Source organism: Burkholderia mayonis (assembly GCF_001523745.2).
Taxonomy (GTDB): Bacteria; Pseudomonadota; Gammaproteobacteria; order Burkholderiales; family Burkholderiaceae; genus Burkholderia; species Burkholderia mayonis.
This window is the reverse complement of record NZ_CP013387.1, coordinates 64,834-88,296: the sequence shown is the minus strand read 5'-3', so window position 1 is coordinate 88,296 and position 23,463 is coordinate 64,834. Positions and strand designations below refer to the sequence as shown.

Here is a 23,463-nt window from a genome sequence, read left to right as displayed (position 1 = left end):
GAGTTAAAAATTACAATTTAACTTCAAAATTCAGATTTGATGATGTAAATTTTATAACTTCGTGGAATTGGGGCTCGTCGAGGTTGTATTTGTTACCTGCTCGGATAATGACTGGTCCCGGTGGCACGTAACCTTCGAGCGCGAGATGTGTGCGGTGATTCGTGGGCTTTCAATTTGAGTCGGAGGGCATGATGAACAAGCGAAAGACCGTATCTGGTCAGACTGCGCGTGAGCGTGCTGCCAGGGTAGTTCGAAGCCTATCTCGGCAAGACGAGGCATCCGTGGTGGAGGATCTGTTTGAACCTGAGATCGATCCTGCAGCGCTGGCCCCGCTTCGTGGAGGGGCCCCTGCCGACGGTCTGCTTCTTGCATCGATCAAAAACGATGTGCTGAACATCAGGATTCCGATCAAGACCGATCCGACTGAAACGGTGCCGGATTGGGATGGATTTCAATTGTTCATCGACGATAGTCTCTATGACAACCGGCAGGATGTGGTCGATGCGGACCTGACGGCGGGCTTTGTCAATCTCGTGATCGCCGCGGCGGATCGCCGGGAGAAGATCATGCAGACGCCGTACAGAGTCCGATACCGTAAGTGGAAAGGACCGTCATTTCTCAATCAATACACGGATTGGCCGACGGCCATACAGTTCATCGTCGATTTGACGCCACCCGGTCCACATTTATCGAATCCGTTCATCGATCCGGACATCGTGAAAAGCGGATTGACTTCGGCAATGTTGACCGATTTGGGTGACAAATTGCCTGCCGAAATCTATAGCTACGGTTTCCAGGCACTGGGGGACAACGTTTATCTGATGGTCAACGACATCGTGTCGACGGCGCCAATTACACGAGATGACGTGACGAACGATTTCGTTGTCGAATATCCGCGGGCGTTGATCGAGCTGGCGGATGACGGTCCTGTGGATTTCAAATATAGAGTCGAGGATCGCGCCGGAAATATGTCGACCGACTCGGATCCGACGACGATCCGGGTGCTGCTCAAGATTGCCATTGACGACCTGGAGCAGCCTGAAGTTCCTGTGTTTGCACAGAATGACATCATTGTCGACGCCGATGCGCGTGCCGGCGTGCTCGTGCAGATTCCATTTCATGACCGCATCGAAGCCGGGGATGAAATCGTCGTGGTGTGGGGAGGGCGAGATCAGGAGGCGCGCGAGGTGCTCGCCGCTGACCTGCTTGATCCGGATTTCGTGTTCGGCCCGGACGGTGGCATTGCCGTGCAGTACGAGGAGGTGTTGGCCGCATTGGACGGCGCCACGCGGGGCACGGTTTCCGTCGCCTACAAGGTACTGCGTGACGGCTTTACGATTGGGACGTCACCGGATCTTGACGACGTGCTGATCGACCTGACGCTCGCGGGCGGAGAGGATCCCGATCCGACCGATCCCGTGCACGGCTTGCTGCTGCCGCTGACGATCCGTCCGCCATCCGGCGCGGGGCCCGACAACATCATTCCTCCGGATCAGTTCGGCGATGACGCGACAGCCGTTATACCGTGGGAAAACAAGGACGGCGATCCGGTGTTCGAAGAAGGAGATGAAATTCAAGTTTACTGGGACGGCGCAGCCGCACTTGCGGCTCCCTATACGATAGAGGCCGCCGACGTAGTCGCGGGAGCCGTTCCTCCGCAGACCGTACTAGGGACCGTTATCGAGGCCGGGGGCAGCAATCCCAGGTTGCCGGTTCATTACACGGTTACGCGCACCCTCCAGCCGCCCCCTGCCGATCAGAGCAATACCTCGCTTGCGCCGGATCAACTGGTGGACGTCCAGAGTTCGGATGACCTGCCGGGAGGCGCGCCTGGGCTGTCTGCAGGTGATTTTCCGGAGGCGCAGGGAACGCCTGGCAACCGTGTCGTGACGATCGCAGTCGCCCAAGGCGGGACCTTGTTTCAGGTGGCGCATTACCTGAATCAGGTAGCAGGGGATACCGTGTTCCTTGAAGCGCAGGCCTATACCGGGCTTTCAGGGGGCGCACCTGTGGGTGACAAGCTGGAACAACCGATTACCGTTAAGGATGGCGAAGAAAATGACCCCGTGAATTTTCTAATGCCGCAGACTTTTTTCCTCATCGATCCGTTGGATGCATCGATAGGACGTGTCGTGGTGACCTACACGGTCACGCAAGATCGGCCTAACCCTATTCCAGTGACTTCGCCTGCCACGACGGCAGTTACCGATGTGCGCGGATGGAAACCTTAGCCTGAGAGTTGACGCGCTGTCGGCAGCAAATTGAATTGGTATGTCTCGGAACGAGCGGGAAGGAGACGGGATCATGTCTGAATTTCGGATGGACGGCGGTGGTTCGGCAAAGCGAATGCTCGCGGAATATCCGGCGCCGCAGGTGCCGAGCGCGGACGCCAATGGCGGCATCCGCTATCAGGATGTGCAGGCGCCTGACGGATTGATCCAGGTCCGGCTCGGGCCGGTCTTGTCGCCGCAGCCGATTCCGGGCGATCTGATCGAGCTGTTCTGGGGCGAGGATCCGAACGATCCGAACCTGGACCTGAAGCCGCCCGCGGCTCAGTTGACGATCCAAGAGGTTACGACGTACTACGTGCTGAACGTGCGGGCCGCGTTCGTTTTCGAGGTCGGAAGCGGCATGCAACCGGTGTTCTTCCGTCTGAGGACGTCGAGTGCGTGGCTCTATTCGGAAGTGACGCCGATCGACGTCAAGCTCGACGTGCCGGGCGGCTTCGATCCGGAGTCGTCGACGGAGTGGATCAACGAGAACCTGTCGCCGCCGGTGCCGGAGTCGACCGACATTGGCGAGGACGAAGCGGCGAAGGGCGTCGATGTGTCGATCGCGCCGTGGGAGAACATGGACGAGGGCGACCGGCTGACGCTGGCCTGGAGCATGCAGCGGATCAGCCATCCGCCGCTCGAATCGGACGACGTGAATCAGCGGGTGGTGGTGCATGTGCCGCCGGAAACAATTCAGGCGGGAGGAGACGGTGATGGCCTGATCGTGCGCTATGAAATCTACGACCGGGTGAAGAACTGGTCGAAGTGGTCGCTCGAGGTGCGCGTGAACGTGGAGGTCGATCCGAACTTGTTGGCGGCGCCGTTGGTGGTGCTCGCGCCGAACGGGGAACTGAATCTCGATGAGTTGGGCAGTCAGGACGTGCAAGTGATGGTGACGGATACCAAGATTGCGCCGCAAAGCCAGATCGAGCTGACGTGGAACGGCCAGACGGCGGATGGCAATCCGGTGGTGCGCACGGTGCGGGGGACTTATACGGGCGCGTTCCTATTCCTGAATGTGCCGAACGAAGCAGCGGTAGCGGTCGCGCAGGGGCTGGCGGTGCTGTCGTATACGGCGACGCTCGCGAGCGTCACGCAGCGGTCGCGCCGAACGACGGTGCGCGTGATCGGCCGGCCACTCGTTCTACCGGCGCCGGCAGCGGAGCACGTAGGCCCGGACGGCGTGCTTGATCCGGTCGACGTTCCTCCCTCGGGCGAACCGGTGCTGGTGACATACGATATGCTGCCGGGCGATACCGTGATATTGCGTTGGCGAGGCCGCACGAATTTCGACAGCGAGCCTAAGATCGTCAACCGCGAAAGCTCGCTGAGCTTCAATGTCCCCCGGGCAACGATCATCGAAGGTGCTGCCGCGCCGGCCTCCATCTTTTACGATGTCGCGTCGGACGCAAGCGACCCGACCGAATCGCAGCGGCTTCCCGTGACCGTGAATGAAGCACAGTTGCGACTTCCTGCTCCCTGGGTGCTCGAAGCAACGGGCCCCAATCACGACCAGCTCCGCATCGCCGCCTACTACAACGCCGAGTACATCATCGTTCAAGTGCGCCGGTATGACGACATGGCCAGCGCAGACACTGTTCGGGTTCAATGGGTAGCGGCCGTAACCTACAACACAGACGTTCGTCCTGTCGTGCTGCCCGGGCATATGGACTTCCGAATCCCGCGCATGGAGGTCATCGACGCAATCGGCCGCGACGCGCGCATCAGCTATTCCGTACAGCAGCGTCTAGGCGGCCCGGTTCATCCGTCCGACACCTTGATCTTGCATGTCGAGGGGCAGTCGCTGACGCTTCCCGCTCCCACGCTCGACGGGGCGCGCACACAAGTGACGGTCTTGTATTCCGGTATGGAAGACGACCAAACCGTTCGGGTCCGATGGGATGGCGTGGTAACGCGGCATACTGAAATCCAGCGTGTCGTCAAGGGACAACCCTCCGTCTTCGATATTCCGGCGGCGTGGGTGACAGAGAATAGCGGCTCCAGAGTGCTGATCAACTACAGCGTCGGATGGATCGACTCCGATGCACAACTTCAATTCTCTCGAGTATTGCGCATCAATCTCTGATTCCCGCAGGAGAAAAATATACAAACAGCATGTGAAATAAAATGAGATCGATGAAATTTGACAAAGGACTTTAGTCATGAAATCAGATGGCTTCAGATATGTGCTGGTCGCGGCGCTGTGCACATTGCTGATTGCATGCGCAACCAGCCCGCCCCCGCCTGTCGTCGTGATCGAGCCCGCACCAGGCGCTCCCCAAACGGCGCAGGCGCCGTCGACGTCATTGGCCGTCGCAGGGCCCGAAGCCGCAACCCAATTGAACGGATGGTACAACCGAACGGATCGTGACTGTGGCGGCCTAAGCAAACCGGCATTTCTCTGCAGCGGCGTGATGCTTCGTGCAACGGAAACCAACCCCGCCTTCTTTCCATGGGATCCCAGCCCCGGCTCCATACAAAGCGGCGGTGTCTCCTTCTCGTGGCTGCGCACGGACAACAATTTCGCGAATCTGGTTTTCAACTACAACAACGGGTTCATTTTTTTTCCCGCCCTTGAAACCCCCTCTGACAAGGACAGCAACATCGCCGTGCTTTGCGCTTTCCCGATGGATGCGGACACGAATAACCGGAATTCGCTTCAGGGATGCGGCCCGAGCAACACTTATCCGCTGGAAAGCCGGCCGTGCAATGAGCAGGGCATCATCACCGCCCAGCAGTGGATCGACCACTTCAATCTTGGCGCGAACAAGTATCAGTACCAATGTGGCTGGAACGTGAGAGACGGGCAGATCGACACGGCGAATCGCTTCTATCAGGCCATCCTCGCCAGGCAAGCCATGATTCCGCAATGGTGGGCCGTCCAGAACGAACTGCGTCTGGCGACCTGGCCGACCGGCCATGGCGCCAACCTCCCTATTCAGTCGTTCTTTTATATATCCGGAAAGCCTGGCGCCCTCGCCAACGCGCAAAACGACCAGCTGCGTTTTTACGGCAGTTACAAAGAGGTGGTGCCGATCGTTCGTTTGACCCTCCCGGCCAATTCGAGTGGCAAGGCGACGTTCGCGTACAGCAGCGACGACCAGGCCGTCGGCGACGGCGGCCCGCCGCCGCTCGCAATCGACACAACGCCCGTCACGCTCAGTGGCCGGGTTTATCTCTTGCCGGCTTACCCGGCTCTCCTGCCGGGCGCGTGGCCTGCCAACACCACGATTCAACGTACCGCGACCGGTGGAATTCCGCCGTACAGCTATCAATCCGGCAACAGCGGCATAGCAGTCGTCGACAACAACGGATACGTGACGGTGCGAGGCAACGGCACCACGGCCATTACTGTCCGGGACAGTACCGGCGCGGCCAAGAGCTATCAAGTGTCGGCAACGGGCGTCATACAGTGCGTCGGTCTCGGCAAAGGCACTTACTCCCAGATCTCGAGCGTCGCCGGCTCGCAAGGGGCGCACATCCCCAACATGGCGCAGTTGCGCGAGATGAATGCGCTATACGGAAGCCGCTGGCCGATGGGAAATGATTGGTACTGGTCTTCCGACATACAGGCCTATCTGCCTTTCACGCGATACTGGATAAAGAACATCGTGACCGGGCAGGAGGGACATAACTATCACTACGGCAGCCATTTGGGAGTCGGCATTCGTTAGATGAATCGGCATTCGTCCAGCGTCGTTCAATTCGCGGCGAATTCTGTTCGAAGCGCCGCCGTTTGAGCCCTTTATCCGTTGCGGGCGCCGGCCCGCAACGGCCTGACGAGCGAATCGAAACGCACTCGTTCGACGCCAAAAGCGATTGAACGTCCGGCCGGGGCGGCTGCGTTCTTCATGATCAGCCACCGAATTTAACAAACGTCCAGAATATTTCCCCTATCCGAGTTCCCCGATGAGAATGGCGTCATCGTCATTACCGGTGCATCCGCGCTGTCCACCCCGTGTTGGGAACCGCGGCTGCGACAACGTCCAGGTTGTCCCAGCGCAATGGCAGCGCCGCTTGAGGAGTCCAATGCCGCAGCACCGTTTCCATAGCGAGGAACATCCGTGCATTCACCCCCGACCAAAGTCGTCATTGCCGACAGCCAGCCCGTCATGATTTCCGGGCTCGCATATGAGCTCCAACGTGATCCGAACATACAGGTGGTCGGCACCGCACGGAGTCCGGGCGATCTCGTCGACATGCTGACACGGCGCGAGTGCGACGTCGTCATCTCCGACTACACGATGTCCTCCGGCTGTGAAAAATACAGCGACGGCATCGCGATGTTGTCGTTGATTCGACGCCGCCATCCCGGTGTCGGCCTCGTCGTGTTCACGGCAATCGACAATCCCGGCGTGATTCGCTCACTGTTGTCGAAACACATTTCATGCATCTTCAGCAAGCGAGACCATGCCGACGAAATGCCGGCCGCCGTGCGCGCGGCCAAGTCTGAAGAAGCCTATCTTTCGCCGGTCATCGCCTCGATTGTTCGGGAGAGCAAGACGGACGCCCCGACCTCGAGCCGCGGTCTCGCATTGACGCCTCGTGAACTGGAAGTCGTGCGGCTTTTCGTGTCCGGTCTCACGATCAACGAAATCGCCGCTCGCCTGCGTCGCAGCAAACAAACGATCAGCTCACAAAAAAATAACGCCATGCGCAAGATGAGCATCAAGCGGAACATCGATCTCATCAAATATGCCGTCGACACGAAGCTCGCTTGCTCAATCAGCGCAACCGCTTCGTGACACGCGCCGCGGGCATCATGCCTTTCCGGCGGCAATGTCTCGTTCATGAAGTTGCGGACATTTTCATTCGGAGTCTCCGAGAGCCGGCCAGATAAAAAGAAACGAGGCGCATCGAAAGATCTGCCGTGCCGTCTTCCGATAGCCGCCTCAGACGGCATGAACGTCAAAAAACGTCCGCGTGATCTTTTCCGATTTGCTTATTGGCGATTTCATCAGCGCCGACGAGCTTGCATAAAAGTCGTCGCGAATTAATATTCATTTATGCAACTATCATGCAGTTTGCTTCCGTTCGATTTTCTAACAATAACCTTTCAAAAGATCACCTAACCCCAGTTACGATCACGGGCTCGTCCATGCAAACGGAATTCAGAAAACGCATTGCGATCCTCGAAGACGACGTCAATCAAGCCAAGACGCTCGCAGCCTGGCTGGAAAAAGCCGGTTACGACACGGCTGCCTGCGACGACGGCGATCGCTTTCTCGATCTCATCGAGCAACAACCATTCGACATGTTGCTCCTCGATTGGGACGTTCCGGGCGCGTCCGGAATCGACGTCCTGCAACGAACTCGCGAACGCATCGCGCACGCAATGCCGATCGTGCTCGTCACTCAGCATGACGAAGAAGCCGACGTCGTCTACGGCCTCGAGCACGGCGCGGACGATTATCTGGTCAAGCCCGTCACTGAAAATATCCTGATCGCCCGCGTCGGCGCGCAATTGCGCCGCTACTATCCCGCGGCTCCGGCCGAACCGGTCATCAAAGCCGGAGACTACGAATTGAGGGGCTCGCGAGTCATCACGCTATGCAGCCAATCGATCGATCTGCCCGAACGGGAATTCAGGCTTGCTCAATTACTGTTTTCGAATCTAGGCCGGATCGTCACCAAGAAGGCGCTCATTCAGAAAATTTGGAGCACCGATTCGGATGCCAAACTGGAAGAATCGGCAAAAGGCAATCGCAGTCAAGAAGCGATGCTCTCGACCTATATCAGCAAATTACGCACGCTCCTCCGGCTCGGCGCACGCCACGGGGTCGTGATAACCGCCATCTACGGATATGGCTATCGGCTGGAACAGATCCGCGGCCAGGGAAGCGATGAGAAACGGACCACTTAGCGCGGCCGCACGATTGTTCTCTGCTCCGCCGCCGCGTGTGCGGCGGTCGCTATTCCGAAGAATTGCCGCGTGCGAAAGCTACTGAACTTCTTCGCGGCGCTCGGAAGCGGCCCGATCGTATTCATGTTCGCGATGTTTGCGCTGGCGCTGCTGGGCTCGTATCCCGCAGGCGGAGTCGTGTCGGGCACGCTCGACCGCGTTCTGTTCGACTTGATGGCGCGCATGGTCGCACACAAACCAACCGGCGACATCGTCGTCGTCAACATCGACGAACCCACGCTCACAGCGCTCGGCGCACGCAACTTGCCGGCCTACTCGAAGGCATTGCTCGATCGAATGGGTCTTGCCCGGAGCATCGTGCTGGATTTGCCCCTTGCGCCCGGCTTGGATTACGGCAGCCTCGAACGAGGCATGCAAGATCATCCGCAGGTCATTCTGGTACGGCCCAGCAACGCCACCGACGTCTCGGGCAATCCGGTCCTGCCGCTGCCGCGCGCGCTGGCCGATCATGCTGCCGCGATCAGCCAGCGCGACGTTACGATCGGCCACTATGGCGTCGTGACGGGCTTCGTGCCGTACATTCGCACTGCGAGCGGAACCATCTCGCATATTGCACTCGATGCGCTGCGCGTCGCGCGTATCGAAGCGCCCGTCCCGTTCGAGGACTACCTGGAACCGTATGCGCCGTCGGTCGATGCGGAACGCGTTCAGGCAGTGTCGATCGTGATGCCGCCCGTCGAAGCGACGCGGCAATATTCCTATCTCGACGTCGTGCAAGGGCGCATTCCCGGCGACGCGTTCGCCGGCAAGATCGTATTCGTCGGACACGAAGCCTGGCTAGGCGAGGGTACCTATCAAACGTCGTCGCTGCATTCGGAAGCGATATCGCGCGTGCAACTCGACGCACTGATTACGGAAGCGGTGGCGTCCGGCAGTCTCACGCGGAAAATAGCCTATCCGGCCGAGGTGGCGATCCAATTCGTCATTACGATCGGCATCGCGCTCATCTGCTTTGTCGTGCCGGGGCGTGCGATGCACTTGGCCGCGCTCGCCTGGGTTCCGCTGATATTCGCAATTGCTCTCGGGCTGCTGTTGTTTCATGTCTGGCTGCCCATTGGCTTTCTGCCGGTCGTGTGCATATTGATCTACGGCTTTTTTGCGTCAGTGCGCCATCACCGTACCCTCATGCTGCTGCGTCGCGAAGTGTCCGAGCTCAATACGGTTCTCGCGTCGATTCAATCGTCCGACGTCACCAAACTGACGTCGATCCCGGCGCTCGCGGCACATGGCGAACTGCGTCACATAGAAAGCATGATCCACGAAATCCGCTTATGGCAACGCACCTATGTGAGCATGATCGATCGGCTGCCCTATCCGGTTTTTCTCGAGCTCGAGGGTCGGCTCGCGGTGCGCAACGACAAGGCAAACAACCTGTTGCTTCCCGACGCTTCAGACGCCGCTGACTGCTCATTGAAAAAACGAACGGCTCCGCTCAACATGCTCAAGCAAAAAATCGACGCTGCGCTGCATGCTGCGCCGGGCACACCTCGCGAAATCGTATGGCGGAGCCGGGAATACGTCCTGCTTTGCGAACCGCTTGCCGAAGCAGCCGACAAGCACGGACAAACGAACGCTTGGCCCGCGTCGCAACTCATCAGCCTCATCGACCTTGCTGACGCGAAAAACTACGTCGCGTACGATAAAGAAATGCTGCGCCACGTCGCACATGATCTGCGCAGTCCGCTAACGACGATCCTCATGCTGATCGAGCGGCGCAGCGCCGAAACCGCCGTGGCCGATGCGACGCAACACGATCACGAATTCCTGCGGAACTTGCGCCGGTATGCTGACTATTCGCTTCGGATCGCCAAGGAGTTCATGCAGCTCGCGCGTGCGGAGCGGCTGGAAAAAGACACGTTTGTGCCGATCGCTCCCGCGGACATTGTTCGCGACGCAATCGATCAGGTCTGGTTTGCGGCAGAGCGAAAGGCCATTAAGCTGCATGGCCCCGAAGTGAGCGCCGATACTTTGCTGATCCGCGCAAACCCGGACATGTTGGTGCGCGCCATCGTCAACTTGCTGGACAACGCCATCAAATATTCAGCTCATCAAACGGAAATTCGCGTGCGGATCGAGGAAACCAACGATCGTCACGTCGCGCTGCACATCAACGATCAGGGCATCGGCATGTCGGATGACACGCTCCAGCATTTGTTCGAGCCGTTCTATCAGGCCGAGCGTCAGCACGATATCGATGGGGGCGTCGGCCTGGGTCTGCCGTTCGTCAGAGCAGTGATTCAGCGCCACGGCGGAACGATTCACGTGTCCAGCGTACTCGGACGCGGCACCGAATTCGTCATCAGGTTGCCGCTATTCCCGTAGCCACGCGACGCGCTGGCGACGCGGCAGGTTGACTTGGAGTTGTTCGACTTTCGATCTGGCTTGTCACATCGCGTCGTTGCGCAGAGTTCGCCCACTTCGAGCGCGGCGACAGAAATGCTTCGTTCCATTCGCCTCGTCTCCGAGCATCCATTCGCCGTCTTCGATAGATGATTTTCGTGCCAGTCCTATTTGCTGCGCACGAGAAACCTCATATTGTGTCTCTGCCGATTTTCGCTACCGGGATGGCTTCCAGAATTCGATGAGAACCATCCATTGCATGGAGGGCAGAATGACATCAGTTAATTCCAAGCCTCTTGGGTCGCTCACACTTCCGATTCATGACAGTACGGATGTTCGAGGCGCAGGTGAACCCATATCGGCCGACGTCATTCCGGTCGCAAATTCACAGGTGTTCCGCACCGGCCATTCAGACGCAACTGTCGATCGACTGACAAAATACGAAAATGAACGATCGAACAGAAGGCCGCGGGCGCTGCAAGAACCTATACGGCATATTAACGAAAGCTATTCAGACTATCAAAAACGAAGAATGGCGGCGGGTTATCCAGTCGATCCTCAGGAGTCTCGTAGATCGCCGTGGGACATTGTATTAGAACTGATTTTTACTTTTGCTGCTGGTGGGCCGATAGGAGGGGGCCCCAGTGTCAGGCCAATTCCGGTCCGTCCATCGCCGCGTCCGTCCACCATCCCGTCACCACGCCCGTCCCTCGCTGCATCGCGATCGTCTTCGATTTCCTTCGAGAACACACCGTTGATTCCACCAAAATCCGGCGCCCCGACTAAAATTAGTGCGCGGCCGTCCCCTGTGAGGCCACAGATCGAACTCAATGAAGGTGGTGGCTTGTCAGGTGGAGAGAGTGGCGCGGTGATCCAGGATTCAGGTGTGGCGCCCGAGCCAACTGGCGGAGCCCATCTACCCGCCGAGCGAGAGCCGGAATCGTTATCCCGAGAAACTTGGAATCGTCAATCGAAGGACGATCTGAACGATGATTTAGTTCAGAAAATTAATGAGACATTTGAATATTCTCTGGATGTGCGAGTTCATACGTCGAAAACCGGCGAAAAGACATATCTGATTTATGATCTGGATGATAAAGCTTACATCTCCATCGAATCAAATGAGACTTGGTATCCCACCGAGACTTATAATTATCATGAAATTTATACATGGAGAACCGGAAATCCAGATCAGAAATACGCACCGATCGATAAATTTGCTCAGAGCCGTGAATCGCTGGATGGGAAGCGTTACGGGAGCGTAATCGAAGCAATAAAAAAAGGAGTGCGCATTGAACCAGTTCAGGTAAAAATTGTTTCCTTGGAAGGGGAAACCAAATTCGAAATCGTTAACGGCAATCACCGGCTTGCCGCTGCACGCGTGCTGAGGTTAAAGACTGTTCCATACGAAATTGTGCGTTAGAGACGGTTTCAAAAATACGCACAGTTGCTGTTAAGGAAGGTTTGCAAAAGCCCTGGATTTGATGATGCCGTGAGCTATCCTCGGAAGGCAGCATCCGTGCCAGGGTCGGGCATCCGTTTCGCGTCCTGAAGCGCCAGTTCTGCTATATGAAGACGCGCTACTGGAGCTTGATGAAGAACGTCGCCCAGATCACCACGTTGTTTGCGCCGGACAACCTGTGGATGGCGCGCAAGACTTTGCGTAAGGCGTAGAAGGTGAGCGGATTGCTAACGGATAATCGCCGGCGCGATCTTCCGGCAGAAACGGGACGTCGCCCAGGCAGGCGCCGCGACGGAAGGCAAGATCAAACCCAGGGCCTCGAGCAACGCGACGCCGTCGAATGGAATTCAACCGCGCCTTACCCAGACGACCTTGCCCTTCTCGATTCCCAAGGTCCGCCGCTGCGCCTGATAGTCCATCGTTCCGGGCAGCGCCTTTCCGTCCCTTTCCCCGATTCGCCAGGTACAACCCGACAGCAGCGTTACCGCTTCGGCTTCGGTTTTCCCTTGCAGCGCGTCGTCCGGCAAGGCATCCGCTCGGCATTGCGCGCGCGTCTCTTGTGCGCCGTCCGGAGAGAGGCCGCCACGCACGGCCTCGGACACGCCGGTGCACGCAGTCAATGCCAGACACGACGACAGTACGCCCATCGCCGGGCGCCATCCATGCTTTCGAAACAAAATTTCCATCATCCGCCTCACTGAGTCTAGAAAGTTGTACGTACAAAGGTCCCGAAACGGGATCGATTTCGCGAATCGCCCGACCGGCGACTCGGCATGCGCGATGCTCGGGCCGCGCAGCAGCGCGCCTTAGCGGCCGCGCCGTGCGACGGCATGTTCGTGGTCCTCTTCGGCTGCCGCCTCCCGCCATTTTCCGAGAGCGGCGCGCCTCATCCGGTAAACGTTTCCCAATTCGTCGTGCTTGAGCATCGCACGCTTCTGGGCATCGCGCGCCTCGATCAATGCCGCTTTTCCCCGCTCGAGCTCGCGCTCTGCGTCCAACGTCTCGAAGATCTGCTGCTCGATCCACTTCAGCGGCATGCGCATCTCGTCGGACGTGCCGGCCAGCCTGCCCGCATTTTCGGGCACGGCGCGCATCCAGTTTCGCTGCATCGCGACAAGCTTGCCGAACCGCTGCCGCAACGCGGCAATCTTGTCGTCGATCGCGCGAAGCGCGCGTAGCGTTCCCGCGAGTTCATTCCTCGTCCGCTCGCTTCGCATGCCGGTCACCCGGCTCATCGAAAGCAGCACTTTCGATTTCTCGCTCACGCGCGCCGCCTCGAATGGTCGATCGGGTTCAATCGCCCGCTCCCGCGTACTGCTGTGCAATGTCGCGCAAACGCATCGTGGTTTCCTCGATCGCTACGGATTCCCGCGTGCCTTGCTTGAGAAAGCCGGTCAGATCGCCATGCGCCGCAATCGCACTATCCAATACCGGATCGCCCCCGTCGCGATATTCGCCGATTTGCAGCAGCAATTCGGCATCGTCGTAGCGCGCGATCCATTCGCGACATCGGGCCGCCGCCCTTGCCGTCGTGAAGTCGACCAACTGCGGCATCACACGGCTGATGCTGCTTCGTATGTCGATCGCCGGATAATGTCCGGCACTCGCCAGCTTGGGAGACAGCACGATATGTCCGTCCAGCAGCGAGCGAATCTCTTCTCCGATCGGGTCTGTTATCTCGGCGTCTTCCAATAGCACCGTGTACAACGCCGTGATGTTTCCGTTTTTCGCCGGGCCCGCCCGTTCGACAAGGCCAGGCAGCGCGGCAAATACGGACGGCGGATAGCCGCGCCGGACCGCGGGCTCCCCGGCCGCCAGCCCGGTTTCGCGCATCGCGCGCGCGAAACGCGTCACGGAATCGCACAGCAGCAGCACGTCGTACCCTTCGTCGCGAAAATATTCTGCAATCGTCGTTGCTGTATATGCGGCCTTGATGCGCTCCATCGACGGTCGATCCGACGTCGCTGCGACGACGACTGTGCTTTGCCGTTGCGTCACCGAGAGAATCTCGTCCAGGAACTCGCGCACCTCGCGCCCCCGTTCCCCGATCAGCGCAACGACACACACGGTCCCGGAAGCCATATTGCGCGCCATCATGCCGAGCAACGTGCTTTTCCCGGTGCCCGCCGGGGCGAATATGCCAATGCGCTGCCCGCGCCCCATCGTCAGAAATCCGTCGATCGCCCGGACGCCGGTCTGCAGAATCGCCCGAATCAAGGGCCGGGTCAACGGCGGAGGAGGCGCCGCCGCACTCGGACGCGCGGCCATGCCATCGAGTGCCGGACCGCCGTCGAGCGGCCGCCCCAACCCGTCCAGCACGCGCCCGAGCAAACCTGCGCCGACGCAGACGCGATGGCTGTCCACGCACGGTCGCACGAGCGTCGAAGTACCGAGTCCCGCCACGTCGCCCAGCAGCGTGACGAGCGCGGTTTCGCGCGTCAGTCCGACGACCTCGCCCAGTACGCGCTCATCACTTCCGGAACGCGACAGCTCGCATAGCTGACCGACGCGCAGATCGACGCCCGCGACCTTGACTTGCGCCCCCGTCACTTCGACGAGCCTGCCGAATCGCCGGCCCCGCAGCGCACGATTCAGGCGCCGCTCGAACGACGCGCCAAGCGATTCGTATCCGGCGTCGCTCATTCGCGGAATCCTTCGACGCTGCCGCTCATGCAAGCTCCAGGCTGCTCGAGCTCGGTGACGCAAATCGTATGCAGCACCCGATACTCGATTTCGTCCGAAATCTCCTCGACCGCAAGCACCGTCATGCGTCCTCCTCCGCCAGCCACCAACATCTCGACCGAGCGGCGCAGATCCTGACCGGTCACGAGTACTGCGCCGCGCTGCTCGCACCAGGCTTCCTTCATCCCGTCGACCACCCGTTGGACAAACAGATGTTGTTCGTCGACCTGCAGATCGAGAAACTTTCCCTGCCCGGTGACGATCAACTTCTGCCTCAATATCGCTTCCAATTCGGGGGCCAGCACGACGATCGGAATGCAGTGCTCCGCACCGCCCCACTGATTCGAGATCTGACTCGACAAAGCTTGCCGCGCCGACGAAACGAGGCCATCGATGTCGTTTGGTTGCGCACAGCCCTTCGTCAACCCCTCTGCAATCGCGCGCGTGTTGCGAATCGCGATGCCGGATCTGAGCAGCTCGACGAGCACGTCACGAAAGACGAATAGATGAATCCGCTCGGCGAGCAGGTTGACGAGCTGCGGATAATGCCGGGATAGCGCATCCTGCAGATAGCTCGCTTCCTGAATGCCGAGGAAACGCCACGGCCTCGAGCAAATCGCCTCGCCGATCCGCTCGACGAGCGCCGCCTCGAGCGCAACGGGCTTCTCGTCGTCCGCGCGATGCCGTCCGGCCAGGACGTCAAGCGGCATCCGCCGCGCGCGCTCGACGTCATCCGATGCGAGTTCCAGTTGATCGGCCGCGATGGGAACCTCGTCGACATCCACGGCATAGCCGTATGCCGGCAGCGCAGGATCGGCCGAAAGTGTCAGTCCGGGATAAGGCACGCCGCTTTCCCTGAAGCGCTCCCTCAGCGCAAGCAGCAGACGATCGAGTTCAAGCGGCCTCAGCCGATGGAAGAGATCGAGGCCGAGTCGCACACGCAACGGCACCGATACGCCGAGATCGCCGTCGACGACCGCGTTCGCGCCGCCGTCCCGGCGCGCCCAATGCTGGCGAGCCGATGCACTGCCGCCTCTCATGACGTTCAGCCGCGGAATCAACGCAGCCAGCAGCGCAAGCGCAGCGGCCAGACCAAGAAACGCCATCGCCGGGAAGCCGGGAACGAGCGCGAAGCCGGCCGCCACGATCGCCGCCGCGAAAATCGCTCGCGGCTGGCTCGCGATCTGCGTGCCGATATCCGCACCGACTGCGGTCGCGCTGTCGATCGACGCGACGCGCGTAATCAGGATGCCTGAGGCAAACGAAATCAGGAGCGATGGAATCTGCGACACCAGGCCGTCGCCGACCGTCAACACCGTATACAGGCGGGCGGTGTCCGCAAGCGCATGACCATTGACCGCCGTGCCGATCACGATTCCGCCCACCACGTTGACGATTGCGATCAGCAAACCGGCAATCGCATCCCCTTTGACGAATTTGCTTGCGCCGTCCATCGCGCCGTAAAACTGGCTCGTCTGCTCGAGCTGCCGCCGGCGCTCCAACGCATCGGCCTTGCTAATCATGCCCGCGCGCAAATCCGCGTCGATCGCCATTTGCTTGCCGGGCAACGCATCGAGCGAAAAGCGCGCGCCCACTTCAGCGACGCGATCCGCGCCTTTCGCAACGACGACGAACTGGATGATCGCGATGATGATGAAGACCACGCAGCCTACGACGACGTCCCCGCCGACGACCAGCTTACCGAACGTCGTGATGATGTCGCCCGCGTAGCCGTTCAGCAGGATCTGACGCGTCGTTGCAATGTTCAATCCGAGGCGAAACAGTGTCGCTACGAGCAGCAGCGTCGGAAATGTCGATAGATGCAGCGCATGCGGAATGTACACGCTCAATGCGAGGATCAGCACCGATGCTGTGAGGTTCAGCGCAAGCGCGACATCCAGGATCGGAATCGGCAGCGGAAAAATAATCAGGCAGAGCACGCCTAACACCGAGACGATCGGAATGCTGTCCACGTGCCGCCCGAGCGCGCGTTGCAGCCGCCGTCCGTATTGTTCGTCCGCCATCGTCTTCGCTCCAGTCGTTTTGCCCATGCCGTGTCATCGATCGGCCAGTTCGGCGTGTTGCCGTCGCCTTTCTCCCTTGACGAGCGGGTCGCCCTCCTGCTGCTTGTAGTCCCGCTTCACTTCGTCCTTCGTCATCTTCAAACCCTTGATGTATTCGTACCGCTGATAGCCCACGTCGATCACCGCGAGCGCGACGAGCACGGCGATCGACGCCGTCGCGATCCTGAACAGCAGGCTCGTCGTCAAATTCAGGGTCGACGGTAAATCGACAGTTGCGACGGCGGCCAGATCCGGCAGCGCGACGCGAATCACCACGAGCGTGCACGCCCCGACCGCCGCGACCTTGACGAGATTCTTCGCCAGTTCGACGAGCGTGCGCAGAGAAAAAATGCTCTTGAGCTGATTGATCGGATTCAGCTTGCCGAAGTTCGGCGTCACGGGCTTCATGCTCAGCAGGCCTTTCGTCTGCATCAGTTCGAGCGCGATCGAGATTGCCGCTCCCGCCGCAGCCACACCGACGCTCAATGCGATGGTCGGCACGATCACCCTGCTCATCGCGAAATCCATTCGCACGGAATCGGGCAGCCTTTCTTCGCCGATCAGCTCGAACAAGCCGTGCAGCACTCGCACCGCCGCCCCGAACACGAAGTCGAACGACAACGCAAGCGCAAGCGGCCACGCTGCGCCAGCGACGGCCTGAGTCAGATCGCGGGACTTGGAGATCCGCCCCGCCCGCCTCTCCTGGCGCAGCCGGCTTTCGGTCGGCTGTTCGGTCTTCTCGCTCATGTCCCTTCCACCCGACGAAGAAACTGCGCGGCGAACGCCTGCGCTTCATGAAACGCGTCGACGAACGCATCGGTAAACCCCGGATCGACGATCGCGATCAAGACCAACGCGAAAACCAGCTTGATCGCGACCGACGTCGTCAGAATGTTCAATTGCGGCGCGGCGCGCCCGATCAGGCCGATTCCGTATTCGACCAGAATCAACGTCGCAACGAACGGCCCTGCATGACGAATCGCCGTATCCACCATCGCGTTGAAGCCTTGCCTTGCGATGTCGGTCACATCAGCGATCGGCGGCGCATTCATTTCCGTCACCGGCCAAAAGCGTTGCGACATTGCATACAGTTCACCGAGCGCGCCGAATCCTCCGGACGCGACGAACATGAAGAGCGCGCTTTGCTCGAACACGTCGGCGAAAACCGTCGCGGATCGTTCGGTAGAGGTCGGGTCGAACAATTGCACCGACATCAGGCCCGCTTGCTGATCGACGAACGTTCCGACCGCCCGCGGCACTGAGAAGAGCGGCAGGAAAAACATGCCGGTCAGAACGCCCAGCGCGAACTCCCTGACGGCCACGAATGCGATCTGACCGGCCGGCAGCGCGCTCGGCATCATGTGATAGGCGAACGGAAGCGACGGCAACGCGAGCGCGAGCGCGATCGGCAAGCGCATCGTCCACGCGTGCCCCGCCTTCATCAACGGCGGAATCGCGAGCAGCAATCCGTAGCCGCGCGGCAGCATCAACGCCAGCACGGCGATCGCCTTCTCGAGATCGTCCAGCCCGTTCACGTGCCGGCGCTCCCCGAACCGATTTGCGGAATCCATTCGAAGCCGCGCTCGAACGCGGCGAGCATCTCGACGGCCATCCACTTGCCGAAGAGCGCGAGAATGAACAGCACGACCGCAATCTTGACGCCATATCCGATCGACTGATCCTGGACCTGAGTCACGGCCTGAGCGATGCCCACGAGCACGCCGACCACGAGGGCCGCGAGCACCACGGGCCCGCTGACGATCACGACCGACGCCATCACCTGCTCGACTGCGTGCCCGAGCGAAAACGTATCCATTAGCGATAGGTCAAGATCAGCGACTGAATGAGCCGGGACCAGCCGTCCGCTAGGGCGAACAGCACGATCTTCAACGGAATCGACACGATCGTCGGCGAGAACATAATCATTCCCATCGCCATGAGAATATTGGCGACGATCAAGTCGATGGCGACGAACGCCAGATACAGTACGAAACCGATCTTGAACGCCGCGGTCAGCTCCGAAATCGCGAATGCGGGCGCGAGGATGAAGAAATCGTCCGGCTTCACGGACTTCGCCATGGCGTCCGGCCAGATTTGCGCAGCGCTGGCGATCAAGCGTTCCTGCTCGCGAGGATCGACGTGCTTTTTCATGAATCCGCCAACCGGACCGCTCACGGCCCCCGAGAGCCACTCGATCCGACTTTGCCCGCGTGCAGGCCCGTTCGATGCGTTCGCCGCCACGTCGCTCAGCACGGGCGCCATCACGTACAGGGTTACGATGAGCGCGAGAGCGTTCGTAACGAGCGTCGACGGCACCTGCTGAATGCCGATCGCGTTCTTCACGAGCGCGAACACGACGGCGATCTTCGTAAACGACGTGACGAGCACGCAGGCTGCGGGCAGCATGCTCATCGCGACGGCCAGCGCGAGCAGGTCGAGCGGCTGATCGAGGGTCATGCGGCAGCGCTCACGCTCATCGCGTCGATGCGCACGCCCAGCAACCCGTCTATTTCGACCAGACGGCCTTGCGCGAAACGCGAGTCGCAATAGCAAAGATCAACCGACATCTCGTCGGCGGCCTTCGCGAGCCGCAACACTTGCCCGCTTCTCAAATTCGCGAGCTCACCCAGCGTCATTCGGCAAGTCGCCAGTACGACCGTCAGTTCCACGTGCCGATCATCCAGATCCGCGCGCGCACTGCGCGTATCGAGCGTCATTTCGTCTTGTTCGATCATCACCGTCCCTTCCTTCTCGCAAGCCACCGGATATCGGTAGCCCAAACCATCTGCGACCAACTCGCCGCGCAGCGGCCCCGTGCTCTCTCGTCCGATCACGACGATGTCGCCGAATCCGAGCGCCAGGTATTCGGCGCGATCCAAACGCACTCCGCGCAGCCTCAGCGTGCAAGCAACGGGCAGCGCGGACAGCGCGGGCAGCGCGGGCAGCCTGTGCGCGCGCGTCGGCACGAGCGCACGCGCCGCCGTCGCCGCATCAGCCCAGCAGCCGATCTCGATCCACGCCAGACGCAATGAAACCCGCATCAAGCCGGCGGGAACCGCTTCGTCGGCCACGGCGTGTATCGACACCGGTGCGGCAAACACCTGTTCGAGCGCGTCGAGCAACCCTGCATTGCGCAATGACCATAGCTCGGCGCGCATTGCCGGCGACAGGCTGTCGAAGGCAAACCAGCGCCGATGCGGTCCACGCCGATATCCGGCGAAATAAATGGCGATCCTCACTCCGCCGATATCCGTCACCAGGCACGTCGCACGCTCCGTTCCGTTGCTTTTCGCATCGCCAAGCGGCCTGAAACCGATGCGTCGGCACGACAGCGCGATCAATTGATTCAGCGTGTGCCATTCGACGCGCGACAAGACGTCCGCGCAGCGAAGCCGGAAATCGCCATCGAACGGCTGCGGCGATTCGACGTGCGCGTTCGTCGCGATTTGTTCAGTAAAACTCACCCTCTCTCCTTCTCGAGCGGCTCCGTATCGCGCCAGGCTTCAAGCGCCGCTCGTTCAATTCCCTCGAATAGCGCGCGCCATTCGTACTCGACTACGGCAAACGGAGATTCGAGTCGGCAATCGCCTCGTCCGATCGACGCGTCTTCCACGAGCACCGATCGTCCCGACGACGGCCAGCGCGCCATCGCGTCGCGCGCCGCGGATGCGTCGTCGGGATGCACGACGACGCTCAGCGCATGCGCCTCTTCAAATTCCGCGCGCGCATGCTGAATCACCGCCTGCACTCTCGCGCCATCCGATAGCTGGCCAACGAGTCGCGTCACTGCCAACCGGACAAAGCTCGCGAATTGCGCCTCGAAGGTTGCGTGCGCGCGATCGAAAAAACCGTGTGCGTTTTGCAAGCGCTCCGCCATGGTCTGGAAGGCTTCTCGCTTGCCTTGTGCGTAACCGTCCCGACGCGCGTCTTCAATCGCGGCCAGTCGATCGACGCGTGCCTGCTCGAGGTCCGCAACGAGACGCTTACGCAGGTCGATCGCTTCGAACAATGCCTCAACCGCCTCCGCCTTGACGACTCGCGACGCGGAAAACACATCGCTCTCGCCGACAGCGTTTTTCAGTACCCTAAAATACATTTCGCGCGTGCACTCAGGTCCGCATGCTCGTGCATGGCCAATACGACTTTCGCGCACTTGCGCGCGTCATCGACTGGTTCGGCATGCTTGAAATATCCGGGACGAAATTTCAATCGCACCCGCCGCGCGGCTGAATCCGGCAGGCAGTCGCACAGGGCGCGCAATATGCGTCGCTGGAACCGCAGCAGGCGAAGCGGCAGCCGCTGCGTCATGCCTGTTCCGTTCAAGCGGCCGAGCGGCACAGCGTCGACGCTGCATGGAAGCGCGAGTACGCGGTCGACCAAACCGCGGCCGAGTACGCGCGTGCAGTGCCGGACGTCATTGCCCAACACGCAGAGTCGAATCGACTCTCGCATGGCGACGGCCGAGCCGAGGCGAGCCAGCCTACGCAGATCTATCGCGTCGAGCAAAGCGATCCGGCCCAGTTCGTCATCCCATAGCGCCGTGCTCACGAAGCCGAGCCGATGCTGCTCGATCAGGCGCATGGAAAAAGTCTCCGCACGCGACACGCAAGGCGTGCCGGGCGCCCGGTCCGAGCGCTCCCTCCATAACGGGTGGACATCATGCGCGACGTTCACGTTCAGATTCCACAGCATCCGTTTGACGCCGCGCGGCAAGTTCGCATCATTCATGAGATTGCCTGATTCTCTTCAGCCATCGCTTCAGTTTTCCCTCGCTCATCCGTCCGAGCCAGTCGCGCTCCATCGAGCGCGCCACGACGAAGAGACCCGCCGCCACGCCCGCGCCGAGCAAAATCCATGGCAGAAAAACCAGCCACATCAATCTCCCGTAGCTGCGCGGCGAAACCGCCATGCCGAGTGTCTGGACATATTCGGTCGACGCGGGCATCGCCGATTGCGGAGACCATGGAAACAGCGCGACTGTCACGTTCGACCGATCGAGATCCTTGACGGCCCCGACGACGAGATCCTTGATCGCGAGCGTGTTCTGCTGCATGTTGACCTCGGCCCGGTATTTGACGAATACCGAGGCAGTCGGCGTCTGCCGAGCGCGCAACAACGGTTCGCGCTTCGGAATGTTGAGATGTACACGCGCCGAGATGACGCCATCGATAATCGAGATCGTCTTGCTCAACTCCTGCGAGATCGCGTAAATCGAGCGCATATGCTCCTCGACAGGCGTCGCGATCAAACCTTCTTTCGGGAATAGCTCGCCGATGCTCTTGAACCGTTCGCGAGGCAAGCCTGCCGAGTTCAGGATTTCGAGCGCGAGCGCGACATCGGAGCTTGCCACCGACAAGCGCCATCCGTCGGCGCTGCGCTGATCCTTCCCGGCGGGAATGCCCGCTCGCCCCAACACCGACAGCATCTCGTTCGCATCGCTTTCGCCGATCTGGTCGAACAGCGCGGCATTGCCACAAGCGGTCAGTGTCGCGGCGGCGAATGCCGCCAGCCACAGCGACCTGGAACGTCGAAGAAACGGACGCTTTGCGATGATGTCGTCACGCTGCATTCAGAACCGTCTTGATCGATTGGTTCAGGTTCGTGACGATGCCCGTCACGGCCTCGTGTTTCACCTTGAAGAGGATCGTGCGAATTTGAAGCTGATGCAGGCTGGCGATGCCGATCTTCGCGGCGTCGATTTGTCCGAGGTGCCGCATCAACATCGCGTCGTCGCGCGCGAGCATCGTCTCGGCACGACGAATAGCGGCGATGGGGCCCGTCGCACGCGCGGATTCGACCGTGTTTGCCAAGTCGATCGGTGCGTCCACCGGCTGCGGTCGCGGCGCCTGCGTGCGCAGTAATTCACGATGACCCGACAGGGTCAATGCAGAAATCGATTCCATATCCCAGATTCCTTCGTCAATCGTCAAAAGGAACGCTTGAGGCGCCCTGCGGTCGAGCACACTGGCGCCGCGGCACGCGGTTGGCCGCGCGTGTCGATCGCAGCGAGGATCTCGCGCGCCATCTGTTTGCCCCCCAGACTGTCAGTGGTGTTCGCCGCCTGCAGCATCGGAACGCGCCAATTGCCATCCCCGCTCTGCAGCATTGCAAGCCCCAGACAAGCCAGTGCGAAGCTGTTCTCCGGCTGTCGCGACAGCACGATTTGCAGATGCAGCTTTGCCGCGGCGAAATCGCCCGCTTCGGCATGAACGAGCGCCTCTCCCAAATGCGGATAGCCGTACTCCGGCTGGAGCCGCCGCAAGGCCTGAAACACTCGCAAAGCCGAGTCGAAGCGCTTCTTTCTTCGCAGAAAATAGCCGACCTGATTGATCTGCTCGATAACCTTCGCGTCGTCCATCGGCAATCTCTCTTTACGCCCGAGCACGGAAGCCCGTCGACAGAACGGGCTTCCGCCGTTCGCTTATCGGTTCGTTGCGCGCGCGGCCACCGACATGCCTTCGCCCACAGCCGAGATCACCGCCTGTGTCGACTGGTTCGTCGCCTTGTACAGTTCGGTCAGCACCTGAAGCTCGTTCAGATCCTTCTGATCGAGATCGGTCTGCCCCGACATCGACTGAGCCTTCTGCTCCATCCGGTCGGCTGCGTTCTTTTGGACGATATACATCGCATTAGCAATCACGCCAATAGACGCCATAACTACTCTCCTTTAAAGAAATCTCGATGCCGCCATTCGGCATCGTTCGCTACAGGTCAGATCGC

Annotated in this window: 22 protein-coding genes and 1 pseudogene; 8 read left to right on the top strand and 15 right to left on the bottom strand. The window is 60.1% G+C overall.

The annotated features are described in order from the left end of the window. Positions 1–281: 281 nt before the first annotated feature. The 8 genes and pseudogenes from WS70_RS19115 to WS70_RS32465 form a co-directional block, all read left to right on the top strand. Positions 282–2,231, top strand: a complete 1,950-nt coding sequence (locus tag WS70_RS19115; protein ID WP_059597240.1) for a hypothetical protein — start codon at positions 282–284, stop codon at positions 2,229–2,231. A gap of 73 nt (positions 2,232–2,304) precedes the next feature. Next, the gene (locus tag WS70_RS19110; protein ID WP_159082919.1) at positions 2,305–4,359 is read left to right on the top strand and encodes a hypothetical protein; all 2,055 of its coding nucleotides are present in this window, start codon (positions 2,305–2,307) and stop codon (positions 4,357–4,359) included. 76 nt (positions 4,360–4,435) lie between these two features. Next, on the top strand, positions 4,436–5,947 hold the full coding sequence (locus tag WS70_RS19105; RefSeq protein ID WP_226382918.1) for a hypothetical protein: 1,512 nt from the start codon (positions 4,436–4,438) through the stop codon (positions 5,945–5,947). 390 nt (positions 5,948–6,337) lie between these two features. Beyond that, on the top strand, positions 6,338–7,018 hold the full coding sequence (locus WS70_RS19100; RefSeq protein WP_082722255.1) for a LuxR C-terminal-related transcriptional regulator: 681 nt from the start codon (positions 6,338–6,340) through the stop codon (positions 7,016–7,018). Positions 7,019–7,290: 272 nt separating this feature from the next. Continuing rightward, entirely contained in the window at positions 7,291–8,136 is an 846-nt protein-coding gene (locus WS70_RS19095; RefSeq protein WP_418230163.1) for a response regulator transcription factor, read from the top strand. Positions 8,137–8,205: 69 nt separating this feature from the next. Beyond that, positions 8,206–10,518 carry an ATP-binding protein gene (locus WS70_RS19090; RefSeq protein WP_226382917.1) on the top strand — a complete coding sequence of 771 codons (2,313 nt, stop codon included), beginning with the start codon at positions 8,206–8,208 and terminating at the stop codon, positions 10,516–10,518. A gap of 289 nt (positions 10,519–10,807) precedes the next feature. Beyond that, on the top strand, positions 10,808–11,959 hold the full coding sequence (locus WS70_RS19085) for a ParB N-terminal domain-containing protein (RefSeq protein WP_203236014.1): 1,152 nt from the start codon (positions 10,808–10,810) through the stop codon (positions 11,957–11,959). A gap of 83 nt (positions 11,960–12,042) precedes the next feature. Continuing rightward, positions 12,043–12,210: pseudogene (locus tag WS70_RS32465) on the top strand (IS5/IS1182 family transposase); the annotation flags it as partial. A 135-nt stretch (positions 12,211–12,345) separates the two neighbouring features. Here WS70_RS32465 and WS70_RS19075 read toward each other — a convergent pair. The 15 genes from WS70_RS19075 to WS70_RS19005 form a co-directional block, all read right to left on the bottom strand. Beyond that, positions 12,346–12,645 (bottom strand): hypothetical protein, encoded by a 300-nt coding sequence (locus tag WS70_RS19075; protein ID WP_226382916.1) that lies wholly within the window; start codon positions 12,643–12,645, stop codon positions 12,346–12,348. 159 nt (positions 12,646–12,804) lie between these two features. Then, entirely contained in the window at positions 12,805–13,263 is a 459-nt protein-coding gene (locus tag WS70_RS19070; protein WP_059470963.1) for a hypothetical protein, read from the bottom strand. Between the two features lie 28 nt (positions 13,264–13,291). Continuing rightward, on the bottom strand, positions 13,292–14,641 hold the full coding sequence (locus tag WS70_RS19065; RefSeq protein ID WP_059470962.1) for a FliI/YscN family ATPase: 1,350 nt from the start codon (positions 14,639–14,641) through the stop codon (positions 13,292–13,294). Beyond that, positions 14,638–16,704 carry a flagellar biosynthesis protein FlhA gene (locus WS70_RS19060; protein ID WP_226382915.1) on the bottom strand — a complete coding sequence of 689 codons (2,067 nt, stop codon included), beginning with the start codon at positions 16,702–16,704 and terminating at the stop codon, positions 14,638–14,640. Before WS70_RS19060 ends, WS70_RS19065 begins: the two co-directional genes overlap by 4 nt. A gap of 33 nt (positions 16,705–16,737) precedes the next feature. Beyond that, on the bottom strand, positions 16,738–17,490 hold the full coding sequence (locus WS70_RS19055) for an EscU/YscU/HrcU family type III secretion system export apparatus switch protein (RefSeq protein WP_059470960.1): 753 nt from the start codon (positions 17,488–17,490) through the stop codon (positions 16,738–16,740). Next, entirely contained in the window at positions 17,487–18,314 is an 828-nt protein-coding gene (locus WS70_RS19050; RefSeq protein WP_257791903.1) for an EscT/YscT/HrcT family type III secretion system export apparatus protein, read from the bottom strand. The genes WS70_RS19055 and WS70_RS19050 overlap by 4 nt, the downstream gene beginning before the upstream one ends. Beyond that, on the bottom strand, positions 18,275–18,559 hold the full coding sequence (locus WS70_RS19045) for a flagellar biosynthetic protein FliQ (RefSeq protein ID WP_015603580.1): 285 nt from the start codon (positions 18,557–18,559) through the stop codon (positions 18,275–18,277). The genes WS70_RS19050 and WS70_RS19045 overlap by 40 nt, the downstream gene beginning before the upstream one ends. Then, the gene (gene sctR, locus WS70_RS19040) at positions 18,559–19,200 is read right to left on the bottom strand and encodes a type III secretion system export apparatus subunit SctR (RefSeq protein WP_059470959.1); all 642 of its coding nucleotides are present in this window, start codon (positions 19,198–19,200) and stop codon (positions 18,559–18,561) included. The genes WS70_RS19045 and sctR overlap by 1 nt, the downstream gene beginning before the upstream one ends. After that, a complete protein-coding gene (locus WS70_RS19035) occupies positions 19,197–20,117 on the bottom strand; it encodes a FliM/FliN family flagellar motor switch protein (protein ID WP_226382914.1) in 921 nt (306 codons plus the stop codon). Before WS70_RS19035 ends, sctR begins: the two co-directional genes overlap by 4 nt. 86 nt (positions 20,118–20,203) lie before the next feature. Then, a complete protein-coding gene (locus WS70_RS19030; protein ID WP_226382913.1) occupies positions 20,204–20,752 on the bottom strand; it encodes a FliH/SctL family protein in 549 nt (182 codons plus the stop codon). 68 nt (positions 20,753–20,820) lie between these two features. Continuing rightward, the gene (locus WS70_RS19025; protein ID WP_156438071.1) at positions 20,821–21,471 is read right to left on the bottom strand and encodes a hypothetical protein; all 651 of its coding nucleotides are present in this window, start codon (positions 21,469–21,471) and stop codon (positions 20,821–20,823) included. Continuing rightward, positions 21,464–22,312 carry a type III secretion system inner membrane ring lipoprotein SctJ gene (sctJ, locus tag WS70_RS19020; RefSeq protein WP_108034013.1) on the bottom strand — a complete coding sequence of 283 codons (849 nt, stop codon included), beginning with the start codon at positions 22,310–22,312 and terminating at the stop codon, positions 21,464–21,466. The genes WS70_RS19025 and sctJ overlap by 8 nt, the downstream gene beginning before the upstream one ends. Beyond that, on the bottom strand, positions 22,302–22,673 hold the full coding sequence (locus WS70_RS19015) for a hypothetical protein (protein ID WP_226382912.1): 372 nt from the start codon (positions 22,671–22,673) through the stop codon (positions 22,302–22,304). Before WS70_RS19015 ends, sctJ begins: the two co-directional genes overlap by 11 nt. After that, positions 22,670–23,101, bottom strand: a complete 432-nt coding sequence (locus tag WS70_RS19010) for an HrpB1 family type III secretion system apparatus protein (RefSeq protein WP_059470953.1) — start codon at positions 23,099–23,101, stop codon at positions 22,670–22,672. The genes WS70_RS19015 and WS70_RS19010 overlap by 4 nt, the downstream gene beginning before the upstream one ends. Positions 23,102–23,164: 63 nt before the next feature. Continuing rightward, the gene (locus tag WS70_RS19005) at positions 23,165–23,368 is read right to left on the bottom strand and encodes a hypothetical protein (protein ID WP_226382911.1); all 204 of its coding nucleotides are present in this window, start codon (positions 23,366–23,368) and stop codon (positions 23,165–23,167) included. Positions 23,369–23,463 lie beyond the last annotated feature (95 nt).